We start from the raw sequence: 20,679 nt of genomic DNA on the forward strand, positions 1-20,679 counted from the left end.
CGGGTCCTGTCCGACAACGGGAGCTGCTACCGATCCGCCTTGTGGAAGCAGACCTGCACCGAACTGGACATCAAACCCAAATACACCCGTCCCTACCGGCCACAGACAAACGGCAAGATCGAACGCTTCCACCGCACGATGGCCGCTGAATGGGCGTTCGCACGCCACTATCAGTCAGAACAAGCCCGACGGACCGCGCTGCCGGGGTGGCTGCACACCTACAATCACCACCGGCAACACTCAGCCATCGGCAGGCACGTTCCCTTCAGCCGCTTGACCAACGTCCCTGGGCAGTACACCTAGCGCAGCGCGTTGTCCAGGTCCGACAAGAGGTCGGCCGTGTCCTCTAGCCCGACGGACAGCCGGACCACGCCGTCGGTGAGCCCAACGGCCGCACGGCCTTCCGGGCCCATCGCGCGATGCGTGGTGGTGGCCGGGTGGGTGATCAGCGACTTGGCGTCACCGAGGTTGTTCGAGATGTCGATGACCCGCAGCGCGTCGAGCACCTCGAAGGCCCGCTTCTTGGCCTCGGAGTCCGGCGCGTCGAGCTCGAACGTGACGACGGTGCCGCCGCCGCTCATCTGCCGCTTGGCCAGATCGTGCTGCGGATGCGATTCGAGGTACGGGTACTTCACCCAGCGCACCGACTTGTGCCCCTCGAGGAACCGGGCGATCTGGAGCGCCGAGTCGACCGAGTGCCGCACCCGCACCGGCATGGTCTCGAGCCCCTTGAGCAGCGTCCAGGCGTTGAACGGGCTCAGCGCGGGACCGGTGTGCCGCATCAGGTTCTGCACCGGACCCTCGATGTAGTCCTTCGGCCCGAGGATCGCACCGCCGAGCACCCGGCCCTGGCCGTCGATGTGCTTGGTGCCGGAATACACCACGATGTCCGCACCCAGGTCGAGGCTGCGCTGCAACAGCGGGGTGGCGAAGACGTTGTCCAGCACCACCTTTGCTCCCGCCGCGTGCGCCAGCTCGGAGACCCGCGGGACATCCACCAGCGACTGCATCGGGTTCGACGGGGTCTCGAAGAACACCGCGGTGGTCGGCACCGACAGCGCCTGCTCCCACTGCTCGAGGTCCTCGCCGTCGACGAAGACGGTCTCCACGCCCCAGCGCGGCAGGATCTCGTTGCACACCACGAAGCAGGAGCCGAAGAGGCTGCGCGCCGCGACCAGTCGGTCCCCCGCCTTCAGCAGCGCACCGAGCGCAGTGAACACCGCCGACATGCCGCTGGAGGTCCCGAAGCAGGCCTCGGCACCCTCGATCAGCCGCAGCCGCTCCTCGAACATCTTCACGGTCGGGTTGCCGTAGCGGGAGTAGACGAAGTGGTCGACCTCGCCGGTGAACGCCTGCTCGGCCGCGCCGGCGGACTCGTAGACGAAGCCGGAGTTGAGGAACAACGCCTCGGAGGTCTCCTCGAACCCGGTGCGCATGACCCCGCCGCGCACGCCGAGCGTGCCGAGTCCGACATCCGGCGGGAGGTCGCGCTGGAAGGCCCCGCCCTGCGGGATGCCACTCACGACTGCCGCCACGGGAGTCCGACCGCGCGCCAGCCTGCCGCCCCGCGGTGGCCGTCCGCGTCGATGCCGCCCTCGAAGCCGTCGAGGACGTTGTACGACGGCTCGATCCCGGCCGCGGTCGCGGCCTCGGCCGCGCCGATGGAGCGCTGACCGGACCGGCACAGGAACACCACGGGACGCTCGCCGGTGATACCGGCCTCCTTGAGGTGGTCGACGAAGTTGTCGTTCCTGGCCCCTCGCACGCTCACCCACTCGATGAACACCGGATGTTTACCGAGCTCAGAGGTGTCGGGAACACCCACGAACTTCCACTCGGCGTCGGTGCGGACATCCACGAGGACCGCCTCCGGATGCTCGCGCAGCAGGTCCCATGCCTGCTGCGGGGTGATGTCGCCTGCGTAGCTCATGGCATCAGTTTTTCACAGCCGGTGAATCCATTCACGCTGCGGCGGCACCTTGCCCACGCGCACCCACCAACCGGGTTCTGACAAGGATTCCGCTCAGAGTGATCGGGAGGGTTGCGCACACGCCTGCCGCTCCCGTAGTGAGGGACACAAGCAACAGTTGTGACCCCCCAACCGGGGGCTGCCTAGCGGCGGGGCGCCAGAGGGCGCAGGATTGACAGTTGCGGTTCGAGGCTCTTGCCTCGGACGTCCGGTCGGAGTGTGCTTAGCCTAAGCTGGAAGCCGACCGGTGGGCCCGAGAACGGCCTGACCATGCTCGAAACCGACCGTCCGCACATCGAAAAGGTAGTTCGCTCCCGATGACTCAGACCCGTCCTTTGCGCGTGGCCATCGTTGGTGCCGGCCCTGCCGGTATCTACGCCGCCGACGCCCTCATGAAGTCCGATACTGCCTCCGGACGCGGCGTGTCGATCGACCTGTTCGAGCGGATGCCCGCCCCGTTCGGCCTGATCCGCTACGGCGTCGCCCCCGACCACCCGCGGATCAAGGGCATCATCACCGCCCTGCACAAGGTGCTCGACAAGCCGCAGGTCCGCCTGCTCGGCAACATCGACTACGGCACCGACATCACCCTCGACGACCTGCGCACCTTCTACGACGCGGTCATCTTCTCCACCGGCGCCAACGCCGACCGCGCCCTGAACATCCCGGGCATCGACCTCGACGGCAGCTACGGCGCCGCCGACTTCGTCTCCTGGTACGACGGCCACCCCGATGTCCCGCGCGCCTGGCCGCTGGAGGCCGAGAAGGTCGCCGTGCTCGGCGTCGGCAACGTCGCCCTCGACATCGCGCGCGTGCTCGCCAAGACCGGCGACGAGCTGCTGCCGACCGAGATCCCCGCGAACGTCTACGAGGGCCTGAAGAACAACAAGGCCGTCGAGGTCCACGTCTTCGGCCGCCGCGGCCCGGCGCAGGCCAAGTTCACGCCGCTCGAGCTGCGCGAGCTCGACCACTCGTCCACCATCGAGGTCATCGTCGACCCCGAGGACATCGACTACGACGAGGGCTCCGAGGCCGCGCGCCGCAGCTCGAAGCAGGTCGACATGGTCGCCAACACCCTGCAGGACTGGGCCATCCGCGACCAGGGCGACCGCCCGCACAAGCTGTTCCTGCACTTCTTCGAGTCGCCCACCGAGGTGCTCGGCGAGGACGGCAAGGTCGTCGGCCTGCGCACCGAGCGCACCGAGCTGGACGGCACCGGCAACGTCCGCGGCACCGGCAAGTTCAACGACTGGGACGTCCAGGCCGTCTACCGCGCCGTCGGCTACCTGTCGCAGAACATCGCGAAGCTGCCGTTCGACGACCAGGCCGGGACCGTGCCCAACGAGGCGGGCCGGGTCATCGGCGAGGACGGCAACCACATCGCGGGCACCTACGTCACCGGCTGGATCAAGCGCGGCCCGGTCGGCCTGATCGGCCACACCAAGGGCGACGCCAACGAGACCATCGCCTGCCTGCTCGAGGACGCCCCCAACTTCGAGGGCGCACAGCAGCCCGAGGAGGACGCGGTCGTGGCGTTCCTCGAGGGCAAGCAGGTCCCGTTCACCACCTGGGACGGCTGGTACCGCCTCGACGCCCACGAGCGTTCCCTCGGCGAGCCCGAGGGCCGCGAGCGCATCAAGGTCGTCGAACGCGAGGACATGCTGCGCGCCTCGCAGCAGTAGATTCTTCACGTAAGAGGTGGCGTTCGGCCCGCTGAGCGGGCCGGACGCCACACTTTTTTCACCGACAAGGCATGCTCTTACCGTGTTTGACGCCCACGTACACATCATCGATCCCCGGTTCCCACTGGTGGAGAACGACGGCTACCTGCCGGAACCGTTCACCATCGCCGATTACCGCAAGCGGGTCGACGGCTTCGGCGTGGACGGCGGCGCGGTGGTGACCGCGTCGTATCAGGGCACCGACCAGGCCTATCTGGTCGCCGCGCTGCAGGAGCTCGGCCCCGGCTGGGTTGGCGTGACCCAGCTCGCCGAGGACGCCACCGACGACGACATCCTCGAGCTGGACAAGGCGGGCGTCCGGGCACTGCGCTTCAATCTGCGCCGCAGCGCAACCGACCTGAAACTGCTGGCCACGCAGGCGCAGCGGGCCTGGGACCTGGTGGGCTGGCACGCGGAGTTCTACGTGGACGCGGCGCTGCTGCTGTCCCTGGAGCCGGTGTTCAAAAAGCTGCCCGCGGTGAGCATCGACCACCTCGGCATGTCCACCAGGGGCCTGCCCTACCTGCTGAACCTGGTCGACCGCGGCGTCAAGGTGAAGGCGACCGGCTTCGGCCGGGCCACCATCGACGACGTCGGCGACGCGTTGCGGCGCATCCACGCCGTGAACCCGGAGTCGTTGATGTTCGGCACCGACCTGCCCGGGACCAGGGCCAGGCGAGCCTTCGAGGCCGCGGACCTCGACATCGTCGCGGCCGCGGTCGGCGACGACCTCGAGGCGGTCCTCGGCGGCAACGCCCGCGCCTGGTACCGCCTCACCTGACCGGGCGAGAGGTTCTCGCTACACGAAGATCGCCGCGGCCAGCCAGATCCCGGCCGCCAGCAGCGCGCCGAGCAGCTCGACCAGGATCGACAGCCCGACGGCCTTCGTCGCGTGCACGGTCGAGCTCCAGGCATCCGAGTGCGTGCGGTGGCGGTGCACCTCCGCCAGGTAGGTGCCGAGCAGGAATCCGATCAGCAGGCCGACGACCGGGATCACGAAGAACCCGACGATGCCCAGCAGCGCGCCGGCGACCAGCGACCGCTTGGGTACGCCCGCGTCGCGCATCCGGCGGCCCGGCCAGGTGTACTTGACGACGCCCGACACGATCAGCAGCACGGCCGCCGCGGCGAACACCGCCCACCCGGTCCCGGTGCCCTCGAGGATCGCCCAGACGGCGATGGCCCCCAGGATCAGCAGCGCACCGGGCAGGATCGGCAGCACCACCCCGACCAGTCCCACCACGATCGCCAACCCGATCAGGACCTCGACTCCGACGCTCACCGGCGATACTGTGCCAGACCGCTGCCCTGCTCCGCCGCCACGCACGCCACAATGGCCGGATGGATCTGGGGATCGACACCACGCTGACCCTGCTCGCCGCCGGGTTGATCTTCCTGCTCGCGCTCGGCCTCGGGGTGTGGAAGTACCGGCAGATGGCCCTGTCGGACAACCACCTCGCGCACCCGTACGTCGACATCGCGCACCGGGCGGCGCTGTTGTACTCCTTCGCCACCCTGCTCATCGCGGTGTTCGTCGAGCTCAGCGCCTGGCCGACGTGGGTGAACCTGGCGGCGGCGGCAGTGACGGTGTTCTTCTTCGTCGCCGCAATCGCGAGCTACATCGTGCACGGCGCCAAGCGCGACACCACCAACCAGTTCGAGCACCCGGATCTGGGGCTGCGCCTGGCGATGATCGCGCTGATCGTCGGCGAGATGGGCGGTTTCGCGGTGCTGCTGGCCGGGTTCGTCCGCGGGCAGCTGCTCGGCTGACCGCTACGCCGGGACCTGGTGCAGCGAAAGCACGTTCGCGTGCGGGTCCCGGAACCACGCGATCCGGGTGCCGTCGGGACCCGTCCAGGCGTCGTGCTCGTCCTGGTCCAGACCCGGGTACCGGCTGAACTCCACGCCCTTGGACCGCAGTTCCTCGACCGCCGCGTCCAGGTCGTCCATCTGCCAGCCGAGCACCGTGTACCCGGTGTCCGCTTTCGACTGGACCAGGGTGATCCGGAGTTCGACCCCGTTCCCACCGTCGACCACCAGAGCAAACGGGGTCCGTTCGGTGAGGGTGAGCCCCAGCGTGTCCAGGTAGAACATCGCCGAGACGTCGAGGTCCGTGCTGGGCGCGAACGCCACGAGTCGACCGGGGAAGGCCATGGACTCACTCTGCTCGGCCGGTCGCGAACAGGCAAGACCCCGCCCCCTGCTGGTCCGCATGACAGCGATCAGTGACCCGCGGCACACACCCCCGCAGCCACGGGTTAACGTCTGTTAATTCACGCCACACCGTGCCCAGAACGAGGAGAATCCGTGTCCGCAGAAGACGTAAGGAAAGGCCCGCTCGCGGGCGTCCGCGTGGTCGAACTGGCAGGCATCGGGCCGGGACCGCACGCCGCGCTGCTGCTCGCCGACCTCGGCGCCGATGTCGTCCGGGTGCAGCGCGCCGGGATGATCCCCGGCCCCGAAAAGCGTCACGACCAGACCCAGCGCGGCCGCCGGATCGTCGAGGCCAACCTCAAGGACCCGGCCGACATCGAGAAGGTCCTCGGCCTGCTCGAGCGCGCCGACGTGCTGATCGAGGGTTTCCGGCCCGGCGTCACCGAGCGGATGGGGCTCGGCCCCGACGTTGTGCTGGAGCGCAACCCGCGCCTGGTCTACGGCCGGATGACCGGGTGGGGCCAGGAGGGTCCGCTCGCGCAGTCCGCGGGTCACGACATCAACTACATCTCCCTGACCGGCGTGCTGCACGCCATCGGCCGCGAGGGCGAGCGCCCGGTGCCGCCCCTGAACATGGTCGGCGACTTCGGCGGCGGCTCGATGTTCCTGGTGTTCGGCATCCTCGCCGCCCTCGTCGAGCGGCAGAACTCCGGTAAGGGCCAGGTCGTCGACGCGGCGATGGTCGACGGCACGCTTGCCCTCTCGCACATGATCTGGAGCTTCCGCGGACAGGGCGTGTGGTCGGACGAGCGCGGCGTGAACATGCTCGACACCGGCGCCCCGTACTACGACACCTACGAGACGTCGGACGGCAAGTACATGGCCGTCGGCGCGATCGAGCCGCAGTTCTACGCCGAACTGCTGAAGCTGCTCGAACTGGACCCGGCGGCGCTGCCCGGCCAGAACGACTTCACCGGCTGGCCCGAGCTGCGGAAGGTCTTCACCGAGACGTTCCTGTCCAAGACCCGCGACGAATGGACCGCGATCTTCGACGGCACCGACGCCTGCACCACCCCGGTTCTGACCTTCGCCGAGGCGCCCGACAATGCGCACATCGCGGCCCGCGGTTCGCTCGTCGAGCTCGACAAGGTCACCCAGCACCGCCCGGCGCCGCGGTTCTCGCGGACCGAGACGGGCCTGCCGACCCCGCCGCCGCGCGCGGCCGTCGACGCGGACGACGTCTGGAAGTAGCGGGTCGCGATTACGCACGCCACGAGGGCGGGCGGGTTCCCATTTCGGGTACCCGCCCGCCCTTTTCCTTCATCGAAGCCGGATCACGCGGGCGCCGTGAGCGATTCGAGGATCTCTCGGTAGTACAGATGCGCCACGAAGTGGCCGCCCGGACGCGTGTGCAGCCGCGCGCCTGGTATCCGCCTGGCCAGCTCCCTCGGCCACGCGCTCGGGACCAGCTCGTCGTCGTCGCCGTACCAGACGTCGACGGGCACGGTGAGGTCCTCGGGGCCGAATCCCCATGGCCGCGCCCAGGCGCGGTAGTCCTCCACCATCCCCCTGCCGCCGCGCAACGCCTCCCCCGTCATGGCGGCGAAGTTCGCCACGGGCTCGCCGAGGATCACCTCGGCGTCCGCTCTGCCGAGGCCCCTCGCCGAGACCCGGGTGAACAGCCTCGGCGCGACCCTTGCCGTCACGCCCATCGCCTGGAACACCACCCGCGCGACCGGCGCGGCGCGCTGGGACAGCCGGGTGAACACGCGATCCATCGCGGGTAACCGGTCGAACACGCCGTCCTCGGTCAGCGGCAGCGCCCCCGCGATGATGGCCACCCGGTTCAGCCGCTGCGCCAACGCGAATCCGAGCGCCGCGGCGTACTGTCCGCCCATCGACCACCCCATCGCCGACATCCGGTCGACCTCGAGGCGATCGGCCAGCTCCCCCACGTCGCGCGCCCAGTCGAGCGGCGTCCGTCCCGGCACCTGATCGGAGAGACCGATGCCGGGCCGGTCGGGCGAGATCAACCGGATCCCCGCGTCGCGGGCGACGGCCGACGCGGCCGACACGTCGAGCCGTCCCGCCAGCCCACCGTGGGCGTTCACGACGACGAATCCGGCCGGGTCACCGTAGTCCGCGAAACCCAACCGACGGCCGTCGCGCAGGCGGATGACGCGATCGAGTGGTCCAACGTGATCTCGGCGCACCGGAACCTCCGTTGGCGTCAACGCTAGATCCGTCGACCTCAGATCACCAGGGCCGGACGGTCCACCTCGGTGCCGCCTGCCAGCGCCCGGTACGCGGCGGCGATGCCCCTGACGGCGGTCCGGAGATCGTCCTCGCTGCGGGCATACGGCAGTCGGAGGTACCGCTCGAACGCGCCTTCGAGGCCGAAACGTGGACCGGCCGCGAGCAGCACGCCGTGATAGGGCGACGTGGCGGCGAGCGCGGTCGACATCGGGCCGGGCAGCTGCATCCACAGCGCCATGCCGCCGTCGCCCGGCGTGCACCGCCAGTCGGGCAGATCGGTCGCGACCGCGTCCAGCAACGCGGCGCGCTGCCTGCGTAGCTGCTCGCGCCGTTCCGGCAGCACGTGATCCGCGGCCTCGAACATCGACACCGCCGCCAGCTGTTCGAGTACCGCGGTACCCAGGTCGAGGGCGGACCTGGCCGCCACCAGCGCGCTGATCAGGGACGGCTCCGCCCGGATCCAGCCGATCCGCAACCCGGACCAGAAGGCCTTGGAGGTCGAGCCGATGGTGACGACGTCCGCCCGTCCCGCGCCGCGCGCGAAGGCCGCGACCGGGGTCGGGGTCGGGGCGTCGAGCCCGAGGTCGGCCATCGTCTCGTCGATGATGAGCGTCATCCGGGTGTCCCGCGCGATGGTGACCAGCTCGGCCCGGCCCTCGTCGTCGAGGCAGAAGCCGGTCGGGTTGTGGAAGTCCGGGATCAGGTACGCCAGCCTGGCCGCGGTCTGCCTGGCGGTACTGCGGATGCCGTCGAGGTCCCAGCCCCTGGTCTCCTGCCGGACCGCGACCGGCACCGGGCGCGCACCCATCCGCTTGATCGCCTCGATGGCATTCGTATAGGTCGGGTGATCGATGAGGACGCGTTCCCCCGGCGCGGTCAGCAGGCCGAGCAGCAGGACCAGCGCGTGCTGCGCTCCTGAGGTGACCATGATCTGGTCGGGCGATGTCGGCAGCCCCCGCGCGCGGTATCGCTCGGCGATCGCCTCCCGCAGGACCGGCAGCCCGACCGGCTCCAGACCGTGCCCGCCGAGGTATCCGGGCAACGCCTCGAGCCCCTCTGCGAACGCCCGTTGCACCGGCTCCGCCGGCGCCGACATCGCGGCGCAGGTGAGATCGACGACGGGTCCGCCGTGCCCGCTGCCGAACCCCTTGTCGCGCAACGCCACACCCGAGGAGCCGAGTTCGGGCAGCGCAACCGTGCTCCGCGAGCCCTGCCTGCTGACCAGGTACCCCTCGTCGCGCAGCACCGCGTACGCGGAGGTGATGGTCGTCCGGCTCAGCTCGAGGACGGCGGCCAGGTCTCGCTCGCTCGGCAGCGCCACCCCGAGCGGGATCCGCCCGTCCGCCACCAGCAGTCGCACGCTGTCCGCGAGCGCCCGATAGGCCGGCCTGGCGATCTGCCGCCTGCCGTCCCGGTCCTCGTCCTGCGCCTTCTTGGGGTCCCACTGCCCGAGGTCGCGCGCCAGCGTGGTCGCGCCGATCACCCTCATCGGGCCAGGCCCCGCGGACTCGACTCTTTCACCGTCATGCGGTCCAGTATTCGCAAAGTGGATGTTTATTGCAATACCAGTTGGGCGCACGATGGGGGCATGTTCGCAGCACTGATCCTCACCGTCCTGACCCTCGGCTCCGCGGGCCTGTTCGTCGCGGCGCGTCGGTCGAACGGCAACCGAATTTTCCACCTCGACCAGTTCCGCCCCGCCGCACCGCTGGCCGGACTCCTGCCGGAAGAGCGCGACGCGGCGCGCGCCCACCGCGACCTGCAGGCCGTGCAGTCGCGGCACGAGGCCGTCATGACGGTCAAGGCCGCGCCGCATCACTGACCGCCCACGGCCACCAGTCCAGTTGCCCCCAACTGGACTGGTGGCCCCGGTGGAACCCGTCGAACACGGGCAATGCTGACGCATACTGGACCCGTGCGCTCACTCGAATTCGCCCTCTTCGACACCCCGGTCGGCCGGTGCGCGGTGGTGTGGGGCGAGCAGGGGATCGTGGGCTTCCAGCTCCCCGAGGGCTCGGACGAACTGACCCGCGAACGGAACGCGCGGCTCTTCCCCGACGCCACCGAGGGGGACCCGGACTCGAGCCCGGCGGCCCGACGCGCGATCGACGGGGCCCTCGCCCTGCTGGCGGGTGAACCCGATCCCCTCACCGACGTACAACTCGACCTGCGCGCGGTGCCGGACTTCGACCGCAGGGTCTACGCGGTGACCAGGGCGATCGAGCCGGGGGCGACGCTCACCTACGGCGAGGTCGCCGCCAGGATCGGCAGCCCCGACGCCGCCCAGGCCGTCGGTCAGGCATTGGGGCGCAACCCGATTCCGATCCTGGTCCCCTGCCACCGGGTGCTGGCCGCGGGCGGGAAGACCGGCGGCTTCTCCGCGCACGGGGGGCCGGTCACCAAGCGCGCACTGCTGACGATCGAGCGCGCTCCCGGCTTCGACGAGCCGACACTGTTCTGATCTGGGCCACAGCCAGCCTGAGGCCGGTCTACGGAGCGCCGAACATCATCAGGCCGTCCCTGGTGCACTCGGGGAAGTTGTTCTCGCGCGGATGGCAGTCCCATCCCCGGATGTTCGCGGCCTGCGCGGGCGCGCCCGGCGTCGCGATGAAGCCCTCCATGACGGTGAACGCCTCGCCGCACCCCACCCGGCCCGCGGAGGTGCTCACCGCGACGAGGTCGAACTGGGTGGGGCCGATGGCGAACGGACCACAGGTGACGTCCGCGATCCCCTGCGGCGGGGGCGGATTGCCGCCCGCACCAGGGAAGTACGGGCCAACGCCCGGCCTGTCCGGCACGTCAGCACCTGCCCGGGTAGATCGCGGTGTCCACGCTCGGGAAGCCGTTGAGCCGCAGGATCTCCCCGACGTCGCCACATCCGACAGGCTGCCGCCGGGTGCCACGACGTACGTCGTGGTGCCCGCGGGACGACCGGGATCCGGCGCCGAGGTGGCGATCGGCGTCTCGGCCGCCGAGGTCACCACACCCAGCCACATCGATTCATGCGGCGACCCCAATCGACGCCGGGCGGGTACTCGCTCAGGATCGCGCGCGGAACAGGTAGTGCACTACCCGCGACTGCGAGGGCGATCCCCCGAAGAATCAGAATCGAGTCAGTTTCGATGTCCGAACGTCCCGGGGGGCCCGCTCAATGATCGTTTCCGCACTGTTCCAGGGGGATGGCGTGCTCGCCGCCATTGCCGCGGGCCTCGACACCATGTCGCGGACCAGGAACGACGCAGGCGATGCGGTGGGAAAGGTCCAGACGGCCCTGCTGTCATGGGACCCGAACAGCCTGCCCGTGCACGGCATCGACAAGACCTACGGCAGCGAGACCGCGGCGGCGGTGCGCCGGTTCCAGCTCAACGAGCTGGGGACCGCCGCGGCGACCGGCGAGCTCGGATCGCGGACGGTGCTCGGGCTCGACCAGGTGCAGGCCACCACCGAGAACCCGCCCGCCCGGTCGGCGGAACGGGTCCGGCGCAATGTGTGGCGGCTGAGCACCGGCCGCGGCTGGGACCAGACCCTGCTCGCCTACGCCCAGGCCGTTCGCACCATGCAGGCACGCCCGGCCGACGACCCCACCAGCTGGGACTTCCAGGCGAACCTGTACGGCGCCTACCGCGCCACGTTCGCCGATGCCGACCACAGCCACGACGGCAACCGGTTCTTCCTCCCGTGGCACCGGATGTACCTGTACTTCTTCGAGCAGATCCTGCGTGCGACCGTCATCGACAACGGCGGGCCCGCCGATTTCGCGCTGCCCTACTGGAACTACGGCAACCCGGAGCCACAGAGCACGCTCCCCCACCCGTTCCGCGACACCGGGCTCGACCTCCCGGACGGCTCACCCAATCCGCTGGCGCTCCCCGCCCCGCTGCGCAATGCCGCCCTCATGGCGGGGGATCCGTTGAGCCCCACCATCACGTCCTCGTTCACCGCCATGTGGCAGCCGTCGTTCTCCGGCGCCATGCGCACCGGGTTCTCCGGGCAGCTGGAGAACATCCCGCACGGCGCGGTGCACGCGGCCATCGGCGGTGATCCGGGCGACGAACTCGGCGCGCTGATGAGCAGTGCCGACTCCGCCGCGCGTGACCCGATCTTCTGGCTGCACCACGCGAATCTCGACCGGCTGTGGGTGCAGTGGCTCGAGCGTCACGCGAATCCGACCGATGGGGATTGGCTCGACGCCGAGTTCCGGTTCTACGACGCCGACGGCCGACCCGTCGACTGCCCGGTCCGCGACGTGCTCGATCACGTCGATCGCCTCGGATACCGCTACGACGACCAGGCCCAGCTCCCCGTCCGGCCGCAGCGGGTGGTCCCGGTCACGCCGAATCCCACGCTGGTCGCTTCGTCTCCTGCACCCACCGAGCTGACCGGACGGACCACCGTCGGGCTCGAGGTCTCGCCGAGCTGCCGCCCTGTCGTCGAGCACGCCCCGGACACCGCGGCCGCTGCCGGCTTCGGTGCGGTGCTGCTGACGGTCGACGGCCTTGCGGCACAGCGGAACCCGGGGTGCGTGTACCACGTGTACATGAACCTGCCCGATGCCGAGGTCGACGGCAAGCCCGAGCACCACCTCGCCGGGACCTTCTCGCTGTTCGGCGTCGACGCCGACGGGCGACTCGGCTTCACCTTCGACATCACCGCCCTGGTGCAGGCGCTCGCGTCCGCCTACCGGTGGGATCCGGCGGCGTTGACGGTGACGGTTCAGCCGGTACATCCCACCACGAGGGCGCACGCGGGCGCCGTGGAATCCGGTCTCCCCACGAAAACCACTCTGCCGCTACGGATCGGGCGCATCGGCCTCTTTGTCGGCTGATGCGCCCGGGCCGCGGGTCCTACCTCAGGACGTCGCGACGGACGATGGTCTCGTCCCGGCCGGGGCCGACACCGATGCACGAGATGTAGGCGCCCGAGAGCTCCTCGAGCCGCAGCACGTAGTTCCGCGCGTTCACCGGCAGCTCCTCGAAGGTGCGGGCCTGCGAGATGTCCTCCCACCAGCCCGGCATCTCCTCGTAGATCGGCTTGGCGTGGTGAACCTCGGTCTGCGACATCGGCATTTCCTCGTACCGCACGCCGTCGATCTCGTAGGCGACGCAGATCGGCACGGTCTCCAGGCTGCTGAGCACGTCCAGCTTGGTCAGGAAGTAGTCGGTGATGCCGTTGACACGCGTGGCGTAGCGGGCGATCACGGCGTCGAACCAGCCGGTGCGCCGCGCGCGACCGGTCGTGACGCCGACCTCGCCGCCCTGCTTGGCCAGGTACTCGCCGTGGTTGTCGAAGAGCTCGGTCGGGAACGGGCCCGAGCCCACGCGGGTGGTGTACGCCTTGAGGATGCCGAGGACCGTGGTGATCTTGGTCGGCCCGATGCCCGAACCGACCGCCGCGCCACCGGAAGTGGGGTTGGACGAGGTCACGTACGGGTAGGTGCCGTGGTCGACGTCGAGCAGCGTGCCCTGCGACCCCTCGAGCAACACGGTCTCGCCCGCCTCGAGCGCCTGGTTCAGCTGCAGCCGGGTGTCGGCGATCCGGTGCTTGAAGCCCTCCGCCTGGCCGAGCACCTCCTCGACGACCTGCTGGGCGTCGAGCGCCTTGCGGTTGTAGATCTTGACCAGGACCTGGTTCTTGTACTCCAGGGCCGCCTCGACCTTCTGGGTGAGGATCTTCTCGTCGAGGACGTCCGCGACACGCACGCCGACGCGGGCGATCTTGTCCTGGTAGCAGGGCCCGATTCCGCGCCCGGTGGTGCCGATCTTCTTGGCGCCCAGGAATCGTTCGGTCACCTTGTCGATGGCCACGTGGTACGGCATGATCAGGTGCGCGTCGGCCGAGAGCAGCAGTCGACTGGTGTCGACCTTGCGCTCTTCGAGGCCCGCGAGCTCGGTCAGCAGCACGCCCGGGTCGACCACGACGCCGTTGCCGATCACGTTGGTCACGCCGGGGGTCAGGATGCCCGACGGGATCAGATGCAGCGCGAACTTGTCGCCGTTCGGCAGGACCACGGTGTGACCCGCGTTGTTACCGCCCTGGTAGCGCACCACCCACTGCAGGCGTCCGCCCAGTAGATCGGTAGCTTTGCCCTTACCCTCGTCGCCCCACTGGGCTCCGATCAGGACGATTGCCGGCATGACGTTGACTCCTACGGTTGACGGGCATCTGTGCATGTCGCAGCGCAGAGGCCAGCCGTCCCTGGACAGTGGCCGAAAGGACAGTTTAGTCCAGCCTCGGACCCGAACCGGCCGCGCATCGCCGGACCGCCCCAAGACGGGTCGGATGACGCTGACCCAACCCACTACTCTTGCCCCATGACCAGCGATGAAGCACGTCGCCTCACCCTGGGCGAGATCATCAGGCGACAGCGGGAACTGGCGGAGCTCCCGATGCGCCAACTGGCCGCGCTGGTGGGGATCTCGAACCCGTACCTGTCGCAGATCGAACGCAATCTCCGCGAACCGAGCGACCGCGTGCTCGAGGCGATCGCGGAGCAGCTCCACCTGTCCGCGGATGTCCTGACGGCGGAGGCGCGTCGCGATGAACCCGAGGACCTGCCGGAGATGGTGCGCCACATCCGCCGGGATCCGGATCTGACGAAGGCACAGCGCCTGGCCCTCGAGGAGATGTACGAGACGTTCCGCGACGTCACCAGGGCCAAGCGGCGGCGAGGGACGCGCACCGAATGACGCGGCGCGTGCTGCCGCGAACGCCCCACGAAGAGAGAACGCCCGGCACAGTCGGATGACCGTACCGGGCGCTCGGGCCGGGCTTCACATCTGCGCGTGGATCACTTCATGGCTTCGCGCGCGAGCGCGGTTGCCGCCGAACTGAAATCCTTGACGTAGGACGCGTGAGCCTTGGTCAGGGTGCCCACCCAGTCCAGCCGGGTGGCGGCGCCGATCCTCTCCTCGATGGCGAGCAGGTCCGCGAGGCCGGACTCGTAGGCGTCGAGCGTGATCGTGCCGTCCGCTTCGCCGCCTCGACGACCGCCTCGTTGAGAGCGACGATCCGGTCGGCATTCTCTCCTGCGATCTTGGCGAAAGCGGCGACGCCGTCGGCCGCGGCGGCCGTGACAGTGGCAGCGGCGGCGGACGCGGTGGCCTCGGCGTTCGGCGTGGTCTTCTGAGCGGTCATTTTTGTCTCCTGGTGTCGAATCGGCGGATTGTTAGCAGATTAGCAGAATGACTGCTAACGCTCGGGCTGGGTGCCGTCTCTGGGCACCGGACTCTCATTCGCGGACGTAGGTGCCCGGCGCCTCACCGAGGACAGGATGATGTTCGCTCCCCATCCGCGGCGGCTTCCGCATGGCGCCGGCCCGGGCGGAGGACCATGCGGGCGAGGAGGACTCCCTCGACGCCGAGCAGGAGGCCGCCGCCGGGGACCGGCCCGATCGCGGGAAGGTCGCCGAGTTCGACGCCGCGGGCACCCTCGTCCGGGTGCTCGACGACCAGGGCCGCCTCAACGCCCCGTGGGGCGTCGCCCTCGCCCCGGCCGAGTTCGGCGCGCTCGGCGGCAAGCTGCTCGTCGGCAATTTCGCCGGCGCCGGACGCATCCTCGCCTTCGACGACGGCACAGGAGACTTCGTGGACTATCTGCGGGACGACGCGGGTGCGCCGCTGGCGGTGGAGGGGCTGTGGGGTCTGTTGTTCGGGAACGGGGAGAGCCTGGGCGACGCCGACGCCCTGTACTTCACCGCCGGACCGGAGGACGAGAAGGACGGCCTGTTCGGCGCGCTCCGACAGGCGAACTGAGCCCGGCGACGCGGCCGGTCAGGCGACGTGCGGCGCGTGCACCCACGGTGCGGGGCTGACCTGGACTTCGAGCACCGAAGGGCCTGCCGCGGCCCGGATCGAGGAGGTGGGCGGTGCCCAGACGGCACCGTTGAGCTGCATGAAGATCGCCCGATCCGGATCACCGCCGAGCAGGTAACACAGGTCCGTGTCCGTCCGGAACTCGTCGGTCGCGTGCGGACCGATCCGCCGCGGAGGCGGCGGCTGCACAGGGCTCGGTGGCCCGCCGTCGAGCAGCAGTTCCTCGTTGGTCGTGTTGACGACCCTGACGGTCACGCATGTCATCGCCAATCACCTCGGTTCATCCGTCCCACATGTCTATCGTTCGCGCTGACTCCATCGTGACACCGCGCACCGACATCGGCACCAGTAGTCCACTACCCGCCTGTTCGCACCGCGATCAGTCCTCGGCGAGCAGCAGGGCGACGGCGCGTTCGGCAACGGCGGCGATGGTCTTCGACGGGTTCAGCCCGATCGCCCTCGGGATCACCGCGCCGTCCATGACGTAGAGCCCGTCCTGCCCGAACACCCGGCACGCGTGATCGACGACCCCGGCCGCGGGCGAGGCCGCCATGTTGCACCCGCCCAGCGGGTGCGGCGTCACCAGGGCGCGAAACCGCTTCCAGGTGAGCAACGGGTTGGGCTTGCCCCCGGTCGCCTCGGTCAGCAGCCCGTGCATCTCGGCCATCGCCCCGATCGCCGTCTCGGACCGGTGCGGATTCCAGTCCAGCTTCACCACCCGGCGCCACGGCCGGACCCGGCCGCGACCGAGGTAGAAGGAGCCGTCCGCCGCGTCGACCGACTGGCCGAACCACGGCATCACCGAGTCGAAGGCGCCGGCCCGCGACAGGCGCAGCCACATGCGGCGGCGCAACGGTGAACCGACGCCGTCGCGCAGCCGCTGCTCGAAACAGTTCCGCAGCAGGTTCGGGATCCCGCCGTCCTCCACGAAGTACCGCCCACCGCGCGCACCGTCGAGGAAGTCGATGGCCGAGGTGATCGTCGGACCTGACGTCGGCGCTATCGACGTGCGGCCGTACCCGGAGGGGGTGAGGAAGTCCCCGTTCGAGCTCCAACCGCGGCCGAGGGCGCGCGGCAGGTCCGGCAGCGTCCGGTGCTCGTCGCGCGAGCGCAGCAGCAGTTCCGTGGAGCCGAGTGACCCGGCGGCGAGGATCACCCGGCGTGCCGTCACCGAGTCGGGCCTGCGACGCCCACCATCCAGGTGATCGAAATGCACGCGCCAGCCCCCGTCCTCCCGCGAGAGGTGCCGCGCAAGGGACAGCGGCGCGATGACGGCACCGGAGTTCTCCGCCGCCGCGAGGTAGTTCAGGTCGAGGGTGTTCTTCGCCCGCGTGGGACACCCGACGTCGCAGCTGCCGCAGTGCACGCAGGTGCCCTGCTCGCGGCCGTGGGCGTTGCGCGCCACGACCGACCTCTCGTACTCGGGCGTCTCCGCGGGTGCGGGCGTGAACTGCGGGTCGAATCGGATCGCCAGGGGCACCTTCTGGAAGCGCTCGCCCTCACCGATGGCGTCCGCGGCCCGCCGCATCAGCTCGAGCCGGGCGGTGTGCTGGCCCGTGGGGATCTCCATCGGGGTCAGCATGTCGGAGACGGCCCGGTAGTACGGCGCCATCTCCTGCGCCGTGATCGCGGACGGCCAGCCGGAGTCGAACGCCTCCGGCCGGGCATCGATGCACACGTTCGCGTAGATGAGCGATCCCCCGCCGACCCCCGCGCCCTGCGCGACGAGCATCTGATCGAGGAACCGCAGCTCCAGCCACCCGTTGCGCCGGTGTGGGGCGCGGGGATCGAACAGCCACGCGTCGCCGGGCCTGCGCGGATAGTCCTCCGGTTCCCATCGCCTGCCCCGTTCGAGCACCAGCACGCTACGCCCGGCCGCCGCGAGCCGGCAGGCCGCGACCGCGCCGCCGAACCCGCTGCCCACGATCACCACGTCGTACATCACGGCGAGCCACCAGGCGCGGCGCCGTTGGGTATCAGGAACGGCCCCTCGATCAGGTGCGGGCGCAGCGGTTCGACGGGGTCGATGACCCGCTGACAGCCCTCCGGCAGGTCCAGGCTCACCGACCCGGTCCGGCGGAACCGGCCTCGCGGCGCCGGGTCGTTTCGGGACTCCACACCGGGCGCCGCCACCCACCCGGTCGACGGTGCGTGCAGGCCGACCGGATAGACACGCAGCCCCTGCGCGGAGATGTGCATCCGGAGGAAGGACTTGTAGCCCTCGATGCCCTGCGCCGAATAGACCTCCAGGTTGTGCATTCCCAGCAACTTGTGGCTCAGGAACAGGTACAGACCGAAGAGCGTGCCGCAGTACAGGTAGAGGGCGCCCAACGAGATCGGGACGCTGAGCCACCAGGCGAGGCCTGCCCTCAGCACCCACCGCACGAGCAGGAATCCACCCGTCAGCAGGAGCAGCGCATGCGCCCCGCCGACGACCCCCGCGGCGGCGGGACGCATCCCGGGCGCGCAACCGCTGACCCCGAACGCGGACAGCGCGGCGACGATGGCGAGGCACACCGCCGCCGGTCCGAACCCCTGCAGGGTCCCGAGCACACCGCCAAGGATCCCCTCGTTGCCGCCGCCGGCCCCCAGCAGCATCGCGGCGAACCCGGACAGCACGGTGAGCACGGCGGTGGTGAAGACGTTCGAGGCCGCGAAGCCCAGCACCCCGCGCCGCAGGCGGACGGACTGCCGCTCCGTCGGGAAGGCCGCCTGCCGTCGGGCGGAGCCGACGTAGGAGGGCCCGTCCGACATCGACACATCCACCGGCGTGCCGATCGTGCCCTGGGTGAATGCACCGCCCCCGCCGCACACGATGTAGTGGCGCTCCTGATCCCCCACGGTGCCGTGATGGCGCACGTAGTGATGGTGGTCGCCGCTGAGCACCAGCGGCACCTCGATGTCGCGGTCGGGCCTGCGGGCCAGGTCCATGATGATGTCGAGCTTCGTGGCGGTCGCGGAATCCACTCGGCCGCCGGGCGTTCCGGCCGCGGCATCGTCTATCCACGTCGGGTTCGGCACGCAGAGGATCACCCGGTCTCCGGGCTCCAGTTGCTGCGCGCGGGCCCGGAAGTAGTCGTACTGCGGCGGGTCCAGGTCGTCCTCCAGCGCGGTGTCCACACCCCAGACCCACCACCGGTGCGGCAGCCGCAGCGCGTAGTAGCTGCGCCGCTGCTGCGCCTCCCAGGCCCCGAACCAGGTTCTGCCGTCGGGTGATTGACAGAACTGGCGGATGAACGCGGTCAGGCCGTCGTACCAGTCGTGGTTCCCCGGAATGGCGAAGAGCGTGCGTCCCGTCGGGTGTGCGATCCGGGCGCTGCGCATCGGATCGACCAGCCGGTGCTGGTACTCCTGACGCGACCCCGCGGGGTACACCTGGTCGCCGCCGAGCAACAGCACCTCGCCGGCGGGCAGCACGGCCTGCCCGGGGCCAGGGGTCGGCAGCCCCTCGGTCCGACAGTCACCTGGCACCCGCTGCGGCACCGGCGCCCCCGGTTCCGCGACCACCAGTCCGTCCCGGCCGAGCAGCCACATGACGGAGGCGGTGGCGTCCCAGCCGTCACCGGTGTCCGCCAGGTAATCCAGCCAGATCTCTTCCGCGCCGGAACAATCCGCGCAGAACGCCGGTTCGGCCTCGAGCGCGGCCATGATCTCGCGGCGCCCGCTCATCGAACCGATCACCGATGCGGCGACGGCGCGCGCGCCGAGAGCGACGAGTTGCCGGGCCTCGAACCAGCCGACCTTGCGCTGCGGACTGATCGTCAGCCGGCCGGCGGCCATCCGGTACGGCGCGGTCATGCCCGCCGCCGCAGCAGATAGGTGGAGATCAGTCCGCCCGCGAAGAACGCGGAGAACCGTCCCGCGGCCGCCCACCGGCGCCACATCGACACGCCACCGGTCACGGTGAGCGAGCCGAGCAGCGCCGTGAAGGCCGTCAGGCGCAGCCGCAGCGACCCCGCCGCCACCACCGGACCCTCCCGGTCCCCCTCGTGCAGGGTCACCAGCAGGGTGGTGGTGGCGGGCCACAGCCGCCACGGACCCGCGACCCGGATCTCCTTGTGCCCCCGGAACCAGTGCCTGACCCCGTCGATGTCCACACCGAGTTCGTAGACCATGTGGGTCATCCGGGCCTGCTCCGTGGGAGTGAACAGACCGAATCGCCCCGAGTCGGACTCGAATCGGCCACCGAGCGACGGGATGTCGACCTCGCCGGACAGCCGCGCCTCGTGGCGCGGATCGTCGAGGAACGCGCCGAGATCCTCGATGTGGATGGTCCCGCGCACCACCGCACCGAACGCGCCCGGGTTGCGATACCCCGCCCTCGGGTCGGTCTCGCCGAGCGTGAGCTGCCCGGTCATGGTCTCGCCGAAGCGGATCCCGGCGACGGACCGACCGGACGGCCCGCTCACCGGTCCGCCCTGGCGTCGAAGGCGAGCCGGTAGAACCAGTACGCCACCGCGGCCCACTGGACGAACCACAGGACCACCGCGACGGAGCTGAGCGAGTCGGTCTTGTACGCGATGGCCGTCGCGGCCAGCCCGGCGACCACCGCGACCCGCGGCGGCCAGCCGAGACCACTGAGCCATTCGGTGCCCATCATCAGCAGCCCGGTCAGCAACGCGATCAGCCAGAGCGCGAGGAACCATCCGTCGGGCAGCGGCCGCGGACCGGCGGCCTCGTCGGAGAGCGCGGCGGCCAGTCCGGCACCCATGAGCAGCGAGGCGCAGAGCAACAGCAGCAGGTGGCTCCACAGCAGCGAACGCGGCAT

The 20,679-nt window shown here is 70.1% G+C and carries 23 protein-coding genes and 1 pseudogene; 10 read left to right on the forward strand and 14 right to left on the reverse strand.

The window, feature by feature from the left end; translation table 11 throughout:
• Nucleotides 1-303 (forward strand): integrase core domain-containing protein (locus BR31_RS0119885; protein ID WP_156042554.1); only part of this gene is annotated, 303 nt, incomplete at its 5' end.
• On the opposite strand, the gene BR31_RS0119890 is transcribed toward BR31_RS0119885, so the two are convergent.
• Both BR31_RS0119890 and BR31_RS0119895 read right to left on the reverse strand, forming a co-directional pair.
• Complete coding sequence (locus BR31_RS0119890; protein ID WP_027502503.1) at nucleotides 300-1,523, reverse strand: O-succinylhomoserine sulfhydrylase; 1,224 nt, start codon at nucleotides 1,521-1,523, stop codon at nucleotides 300-302. The two genes, BR31_RS0119885 and BR31_RS0119890, sit on opposite strands and share 4 nt — an antisense overlap.
• Nucleotides 1,520-1,930: a rhodanese-like domain-containing protein gene (locus BR31_RS0119895; RefSeq protein WP_027502504.1), complete on the reverse strand. Its 411-nt coding sequence runs from the start codon at nucleotides 1,928-1,930 to the stop codon at nucleotides 1,520-1,522. Before BR31_RS0119895 ends, BR31_RS0119890 begins: the two co-directional genes overlap by 4 nt.
• Before the next feature lie 356 nt (nucleotides 1,931-2,286).
• Here BR31_RS0119895 and BR31_RS0119900 point away from each other — a divergent pair, with 356 nt between their 5' ends.
• Together BR31_RS0119900 and BR31_RS0119905 are read left to right on the forward strand one after the other, a co-directional pair.
• Complete coding sequence (locus BR31_RS0119900; protein ID WP_027502505.1) at nucleotides 2,287-3,651, forward strand: FAD-dependent oxidoreductase; 1,365 nt, start codon at nucleotides 2,287-2,289, stop codon at nucleotides 3,649-3,651.
• Between the two features lie 82 nt (nucleotides 3,652-3,733).
• Nucleotides 3,734-4,471, forward strand: a complete 738-nt coding sequence (locus BR31_RS0119905; protein ID WP_027502506.1) for an amidohydrolase family protein — start codon at nucleotides 3,734-3,736, stop codon at nucleotides 4,469-4,471.
• An 18-nt stretch (nucleotides 4,472-4,489) separates the two neighbouring features.
• Here the strand turns inward: BR31_RS0119905 and BR31_RS0119910 are convergent, their stop codons facing one another.
• Complete coding sequence (locus BR31_RS0119910; protein ID WP_027502507.1) at nucleotides 4,490-4,972, reverse strand: DUF456 domain-containing protein; 483 nt, start codon at nucleotides 4,970-4,972, stop codon at nucleotides 4,490-4,492.
• Nucleotides 4,973-5,031: 59 nt separating this feature from the next.
• Here BR31_RS0119910 and BR31_RS0119915 point away from each other — a divergent pair, with 59 nt between their 5' ends.
• Nucleotides 5,032-5,460, forward strand: a complete 429-nt coding sequence (locus tag BR31_RS0119915; protein ID WP_027502508.1) for a hypothetical protein — start codon at nucleotides 5,032-5,034, stop codon at nucleotides 5,458-5,460.
• A 3-nt stretch (nucleotides 5,461-5,463) separates the two neighbouring features.
• On the opposite strand, the gene BR31_RS0119920 is transcribed toward BR31_RS0119915, so the two are convergent.
• Nucleotides 5,464-5,844 (reverse strand): VOC family protein, encoded by a 381-nt coding sequence (locus BR31_RS0119920; RefSeq protein ID WP_027502509.1) that lies wholly within the window; start codon nucleotides 5,842-5,844, stop codon nucleotides 5,464-5,466.
• 153 nt (nucleotides 5,845-5,997) lie between these two features.
• Between BR31_RS0119920 and BR31_RS0119925 the strand changes: the two genes are divergently transcribed.
• Nucleotides 5,998-7,095: a CaiB/BaiF CoA transferase family protein gene (locus BR31_RS0119925; RefSeq protein ID WP_027502510.1), complete on the forward strand. Its 1,098-nt coding sequence runs from the start codon at nucleotides 5,998-6,000 to the stop codon at nucleotides 7,093-7,095.
• An 83-nt stretch (nucleotides 7,096-7,178) separates the two neighbouring features.
• Here BR31_RS0119925 and BR31_RS0119930 read toward each other — a convergent pair whose 3' ends face one another.
• Both BR31_RS0119930 and yczR read right to left on the reverse strand, forming a co-directional pair.
• On the reverse strand, nucleotides 7,179-8,057 hold the full coding sequence (locus tag BR31_RS0119930) for an alpha/beta fold hydrolase (RefSeq protein ID WP_027502511.1): 879 nt from the start codon (nucleotides 8,055-8,057) through the stop codon (nucleotides 7,179-7,181).
• A gap of 38 nt (nucleotides 8,058-8,095) precedes the next feature.
• Complete coding sequence (gene yczR, locus BR31_RS0119935) at nucleotides 8,096-9,589, reverse strand: MocR-like transcription factor YczR (protein ID WP_037177454.1); 1,494 nt, start codon at nucleotides 9,587-9,589, stop codon at nucleotides 8,096-8,098.
• Between the two features lie 99 nt (nucleotides 9,590-9,688).
• On the opposite strand from yczR, the gene BR31_RS29435 reads away from it, so the two are divergent.
• Entirely contained in the window at nucleotides 9,689-9,922 is a 234-nt protein-coding gene (locus BR31_RS29435; protein ID WP_037177457.1) for a hypothetical protein, read from the forward strand.
• A 72-nt stretch (nucleotides 9,923-9,994) separates the two neighbouring features.
• Complete coding sequence (locus BR31_RS0119945; RefSeq protein WP_081830600.1) at nucleotides 9,995-10,561, forward strand: methylated-DNA--[protein]-cysteine S-methyltransferase; 567 nt, start codon at nucleotides 9,995-9,997, stop codon at nucleotides 10,559-10,561.
• A gap of 28 nt (nucleotides 10,562-10,589) precedes the next feature.
• Here BR31_RS0119945 and BR31_RS0119950 read toward each other — a convergent pair whose 3' ends face one another.
• Nucleotides 10,590-10,898 (reverse strand): hypothetical protein, encoded by a 309-nt coding sequence (locus BR31_RS0119950; RefSeq protein WP_027502514.1) that lies wholly within the window; start codon nucleotides 10,896-10,898, stop codon nucleotides 10,590-10,592.
• Between the two features lie 353 nt (nucleotides 10,899-11,251).
• On the opposite strand from BR31_RS0119950, the gene BR31_RS30725 reads away from it, so the two are divergent.
• Nucleotides 11,252-12,925 (forward strand): tyrosinase family protein, encoded by a 1,674-nt coding sequence (locus tag BR31_RS30725; RefSeq protein ID WP_051637602.1) that lies wholly within the window; start codon nucleotides 11,252-11,254, stop codon nucleotides 12,923-12,925.
• Nucleotides 12,926-12,944: 19 nt separating this feature from the next.
• On the opposite strand, the gene BR31_RS0119960 is transcribed toward BR31_RS30725, so the two are convergent.
• Complete coding sequence (locus BR31_RS0119960; protein ID WP_027502515.1) at nucleotides 12,945-14,234, reverse strand: adenylosuccinate synthase; 1,290 nt, start codon at nucleotides 14,232-14,234, stop codon at nucleotides 12,945-12,947.
• Nucleotides 14,235-14,411: 177 nt separating this feature from the next.
• Here BR31_RS0119960 and BR31_RS0119965 point away from each other — a divergent pair, with 177 nt between their 5' ends.
• Nucleotides 14,412-14,786: a helix-turn-helix domain-containing protein gene (locus tag BR31_RS0119965; RefSeq protein ID WP_027502516.1), complete on the forward strand. Its 375-nt coding sequence runs from the start codon at nucleotides 14,412-14,414 to the stop codon at nucleotides 14,784-14,786.
• Nucleotides 14,787-14,961: 175 nt separating this feature from the next.
• On the opposite strand, the gene BR31_RS31620 is transcribed toward BR31_RS0119965, so the two are convergent.
• Nucleotides 14,962-15,234 (reverse strand): hypothetical protein, encoded by a 273-nt coding sequence (locus BR31_RS31620; protein WP_156042555.1) that lies wholly within the window; start codon nucleotides 15,232-15,234, stop codon nucleotides 14,962-14,964.
• Between the two features lie 188 nt (nucleotides 15,235-15,422).
• Here BR31_RS31620 and BR31_RS0119975 point away from each other — a divergent pair.
• Nucleotides 15,423-15,851: pseudogene (locus BR31_RS0119975) on the forward strand (TIGR03118 family protein); the annotation flags it as partial.
• Between the two features lie 18 nt (nucleotides 15,852-15,869).
• On the opposite strand, the gene BR31_RS0119980 reads toward BR31_RS0119975, so the two are convergent.
• The 5 genes from BR31_RS0119980 to BR31_RS0120000 all read right to left on the reverse strand — a co-directional run bounded on the left by BR31_RS0119980 (nucleotide 15,870) and on the right by BR31_RS0120000 (nucleotide 20,679).
• Nucleotides 15,870-16,175, reverse strand: coding sequence for a hypothetical protein (locus BR31_RS0119980; protein ID WP_156042556.1), 306 nt, complete (start codon nucleotides 16,173-16,175; stop codon nucleotides 15,870-15,872).
• 115 nt (nucleotides 16,176-16,290) lie between these two features.
• The gene (locus BR31_RS0119985) at nucleotides 16,291-17,853 is read right to left on the reverse strand and encodes a GMC oxidoreductase (protein ID WP_027502520.1); all 1,563 of its coding nucleotides are present in this window, start codon (nucleotides 17,851-17,853) and stop codon (nucleotides 16,291-16,293) included.
• On the reverse strand, nucleotides 17,853-19,709 hold the full coding sequence (locus BR31_RS0119990; protein WP_027502521.1) for a metallophosphoesterase family protein: 1,857 nt from the start codon (nucleotides 19,707-19,709) through the stop codon (nucleotides 17,853-17,855). The genes BR31_RS0119985 and BR31_RS0119990 overlap by 1 nt, the downstream gene beginning before the upstream one ends.
• Nucleotides 19,706-20,320, reverse strand: a complete 615-nt coding sequence (locus BR31_RS0119995; RefSeq protein WP_027502522.1) for a hypothetical protein — start codon at nucleotides 20,318-20,320, stop codon at nucleotides 19,706-19,708. Before BR31_RS0119995 ends, BR31_RS0119990 begins: the two co-directional genes overlap by 4 nt.
• Nucleotides 20,317-20,679 carry a hypothetical protein gene (locus BR31_RS0120000; protein ID WP_027502523.1) on the reverse strand — a complete coding sequence of 121 codons (363 nt, stop codon included), beginning with the start codon at nucleotides 20,677-20,679 and terminating at the stop codon, nucleotides 20,317-20,319. The genes BR31_RS0119995 and BR31_RS0120000 overlap by 4 nt, the downstream gene beginning before the upstream one ends.

It is taken from the genome of Rhodococcus sp. UNC363MFTsu5.1, assembly GCF_000686785.1.
Classification (GTDB): domain Bacteria; phylum Actinomycetota; class Actinomycetes; order Mycobacteriales; family Mycobacteriaceae; genus Rhodococcus_G; species Rhodococcus_G maanshanensis.

Bases quoted from the DNA above. Each gene is read 5' to 3' on its own strand.
- BR31_RS0119895 (WP_027502504.1), bottom strand. From the start codon at position 1,930: ATGAGCTACGCAGGCGACATCACCCCGCAGCAGGCATGGGACCTGCTG.
- BR31_RS0119900 (WP_027502505.1), top strand. From the start codon at position 2,287: ATGACTCAGACCCGTCCTTTGCGCGTGGCCATCGTTGGTGCCGGCCCT.
- BR31_RS0119915 (WP_027502508.1), top strand. From the start codon at position 5,032: ATGGATCTGGGGATCGACACCACGCTGACCCTGCTCGCCGCCGGGTTG.
- BR31_RS0119920 (WP_027502509.1), bottom strand. From the start codon at position 5,844: ATGGCCTTCCCCGGTCGACTCGTGGCGTTCGCGCCCAGCACGGACCTC.
- yczR (WP_037177454.1), bottom strand. From the start codon at position 9,589: ATGAGGGTGATCGGCGCGACCACGCTGGCGCGCGACCTCGGGCAGTGG.
- BR31_RS29435 (WP_037177457.1), top strand. From the start codon at position 9,689: ATGTTCGCAGCACTGATCCTCACCGTCCTGACCCTCGGCTCCGCGGGC.
- BR31_RS0119945 (WP_081830600.1), top strand. From the start codon at position 9,995: ATGCTGACGCATACTGGACCCGTGCGCTCACTCGAATTCGCCCTCTTC.
- BR31_RS30725 (WP_051637602.1), top strand. From the start codon at position 11,252: ATGATCGTTTCCGCACTGTTCCAGGGGGATGGCGTGCTCGCCGCCATT.
- BR31_RS0119960 (WP_027502515.1), bottom strand. From the start codon at position 14,234: ATGCCGGCAATCGTCCTGATCGGAGCCCAGTGGGGCGACGAGGGTAAG.
- BR31_RS0119965 (WP_027502516.1), top strand. From the start codon at position 14,412: ATGACCAGCGATGAAGCACGTCGCCTCACCCTGGGCGAGATCATCAGG.
- BR31_RS31620 (WP_156042555.1), bottom strand. From the start codon at position 15,234: ATGACCGCTCAGAAGACCACGCCGAACGCCGAGGCCACCGCGTCCGCC.
- BR31_RS0119980 (WP_156042556.1), bottom strand. From the start codon at position 16,175: ATGACATGCGTGACCGTCAGGGTCGTCAACACGACCAACGAGGAACTG.
- BR31_RS0119985 (WP_027502520.1), bottom strand. From the start codon at position 17,853: ATGTACGACGTGGTGATCGTGGGCAGCGGGTTCGGCGGCGCGGTCGCG.
- BR31_RS0119990 (WP_027502521.1), bottom strand. From the start codon at position 19,709: ATGACCGCGCCGTACCGGATGGCCGCCGGCCGGCTGACGATCAGTCCG.
- BR31_RS0120000 (WP_027502523.1), bottom strand. From the start codon at position 20,679: ATGCCGCGTTCGCTGCTGTGGAGCCACCTGCTGCTGTTGCTCTGCGCC.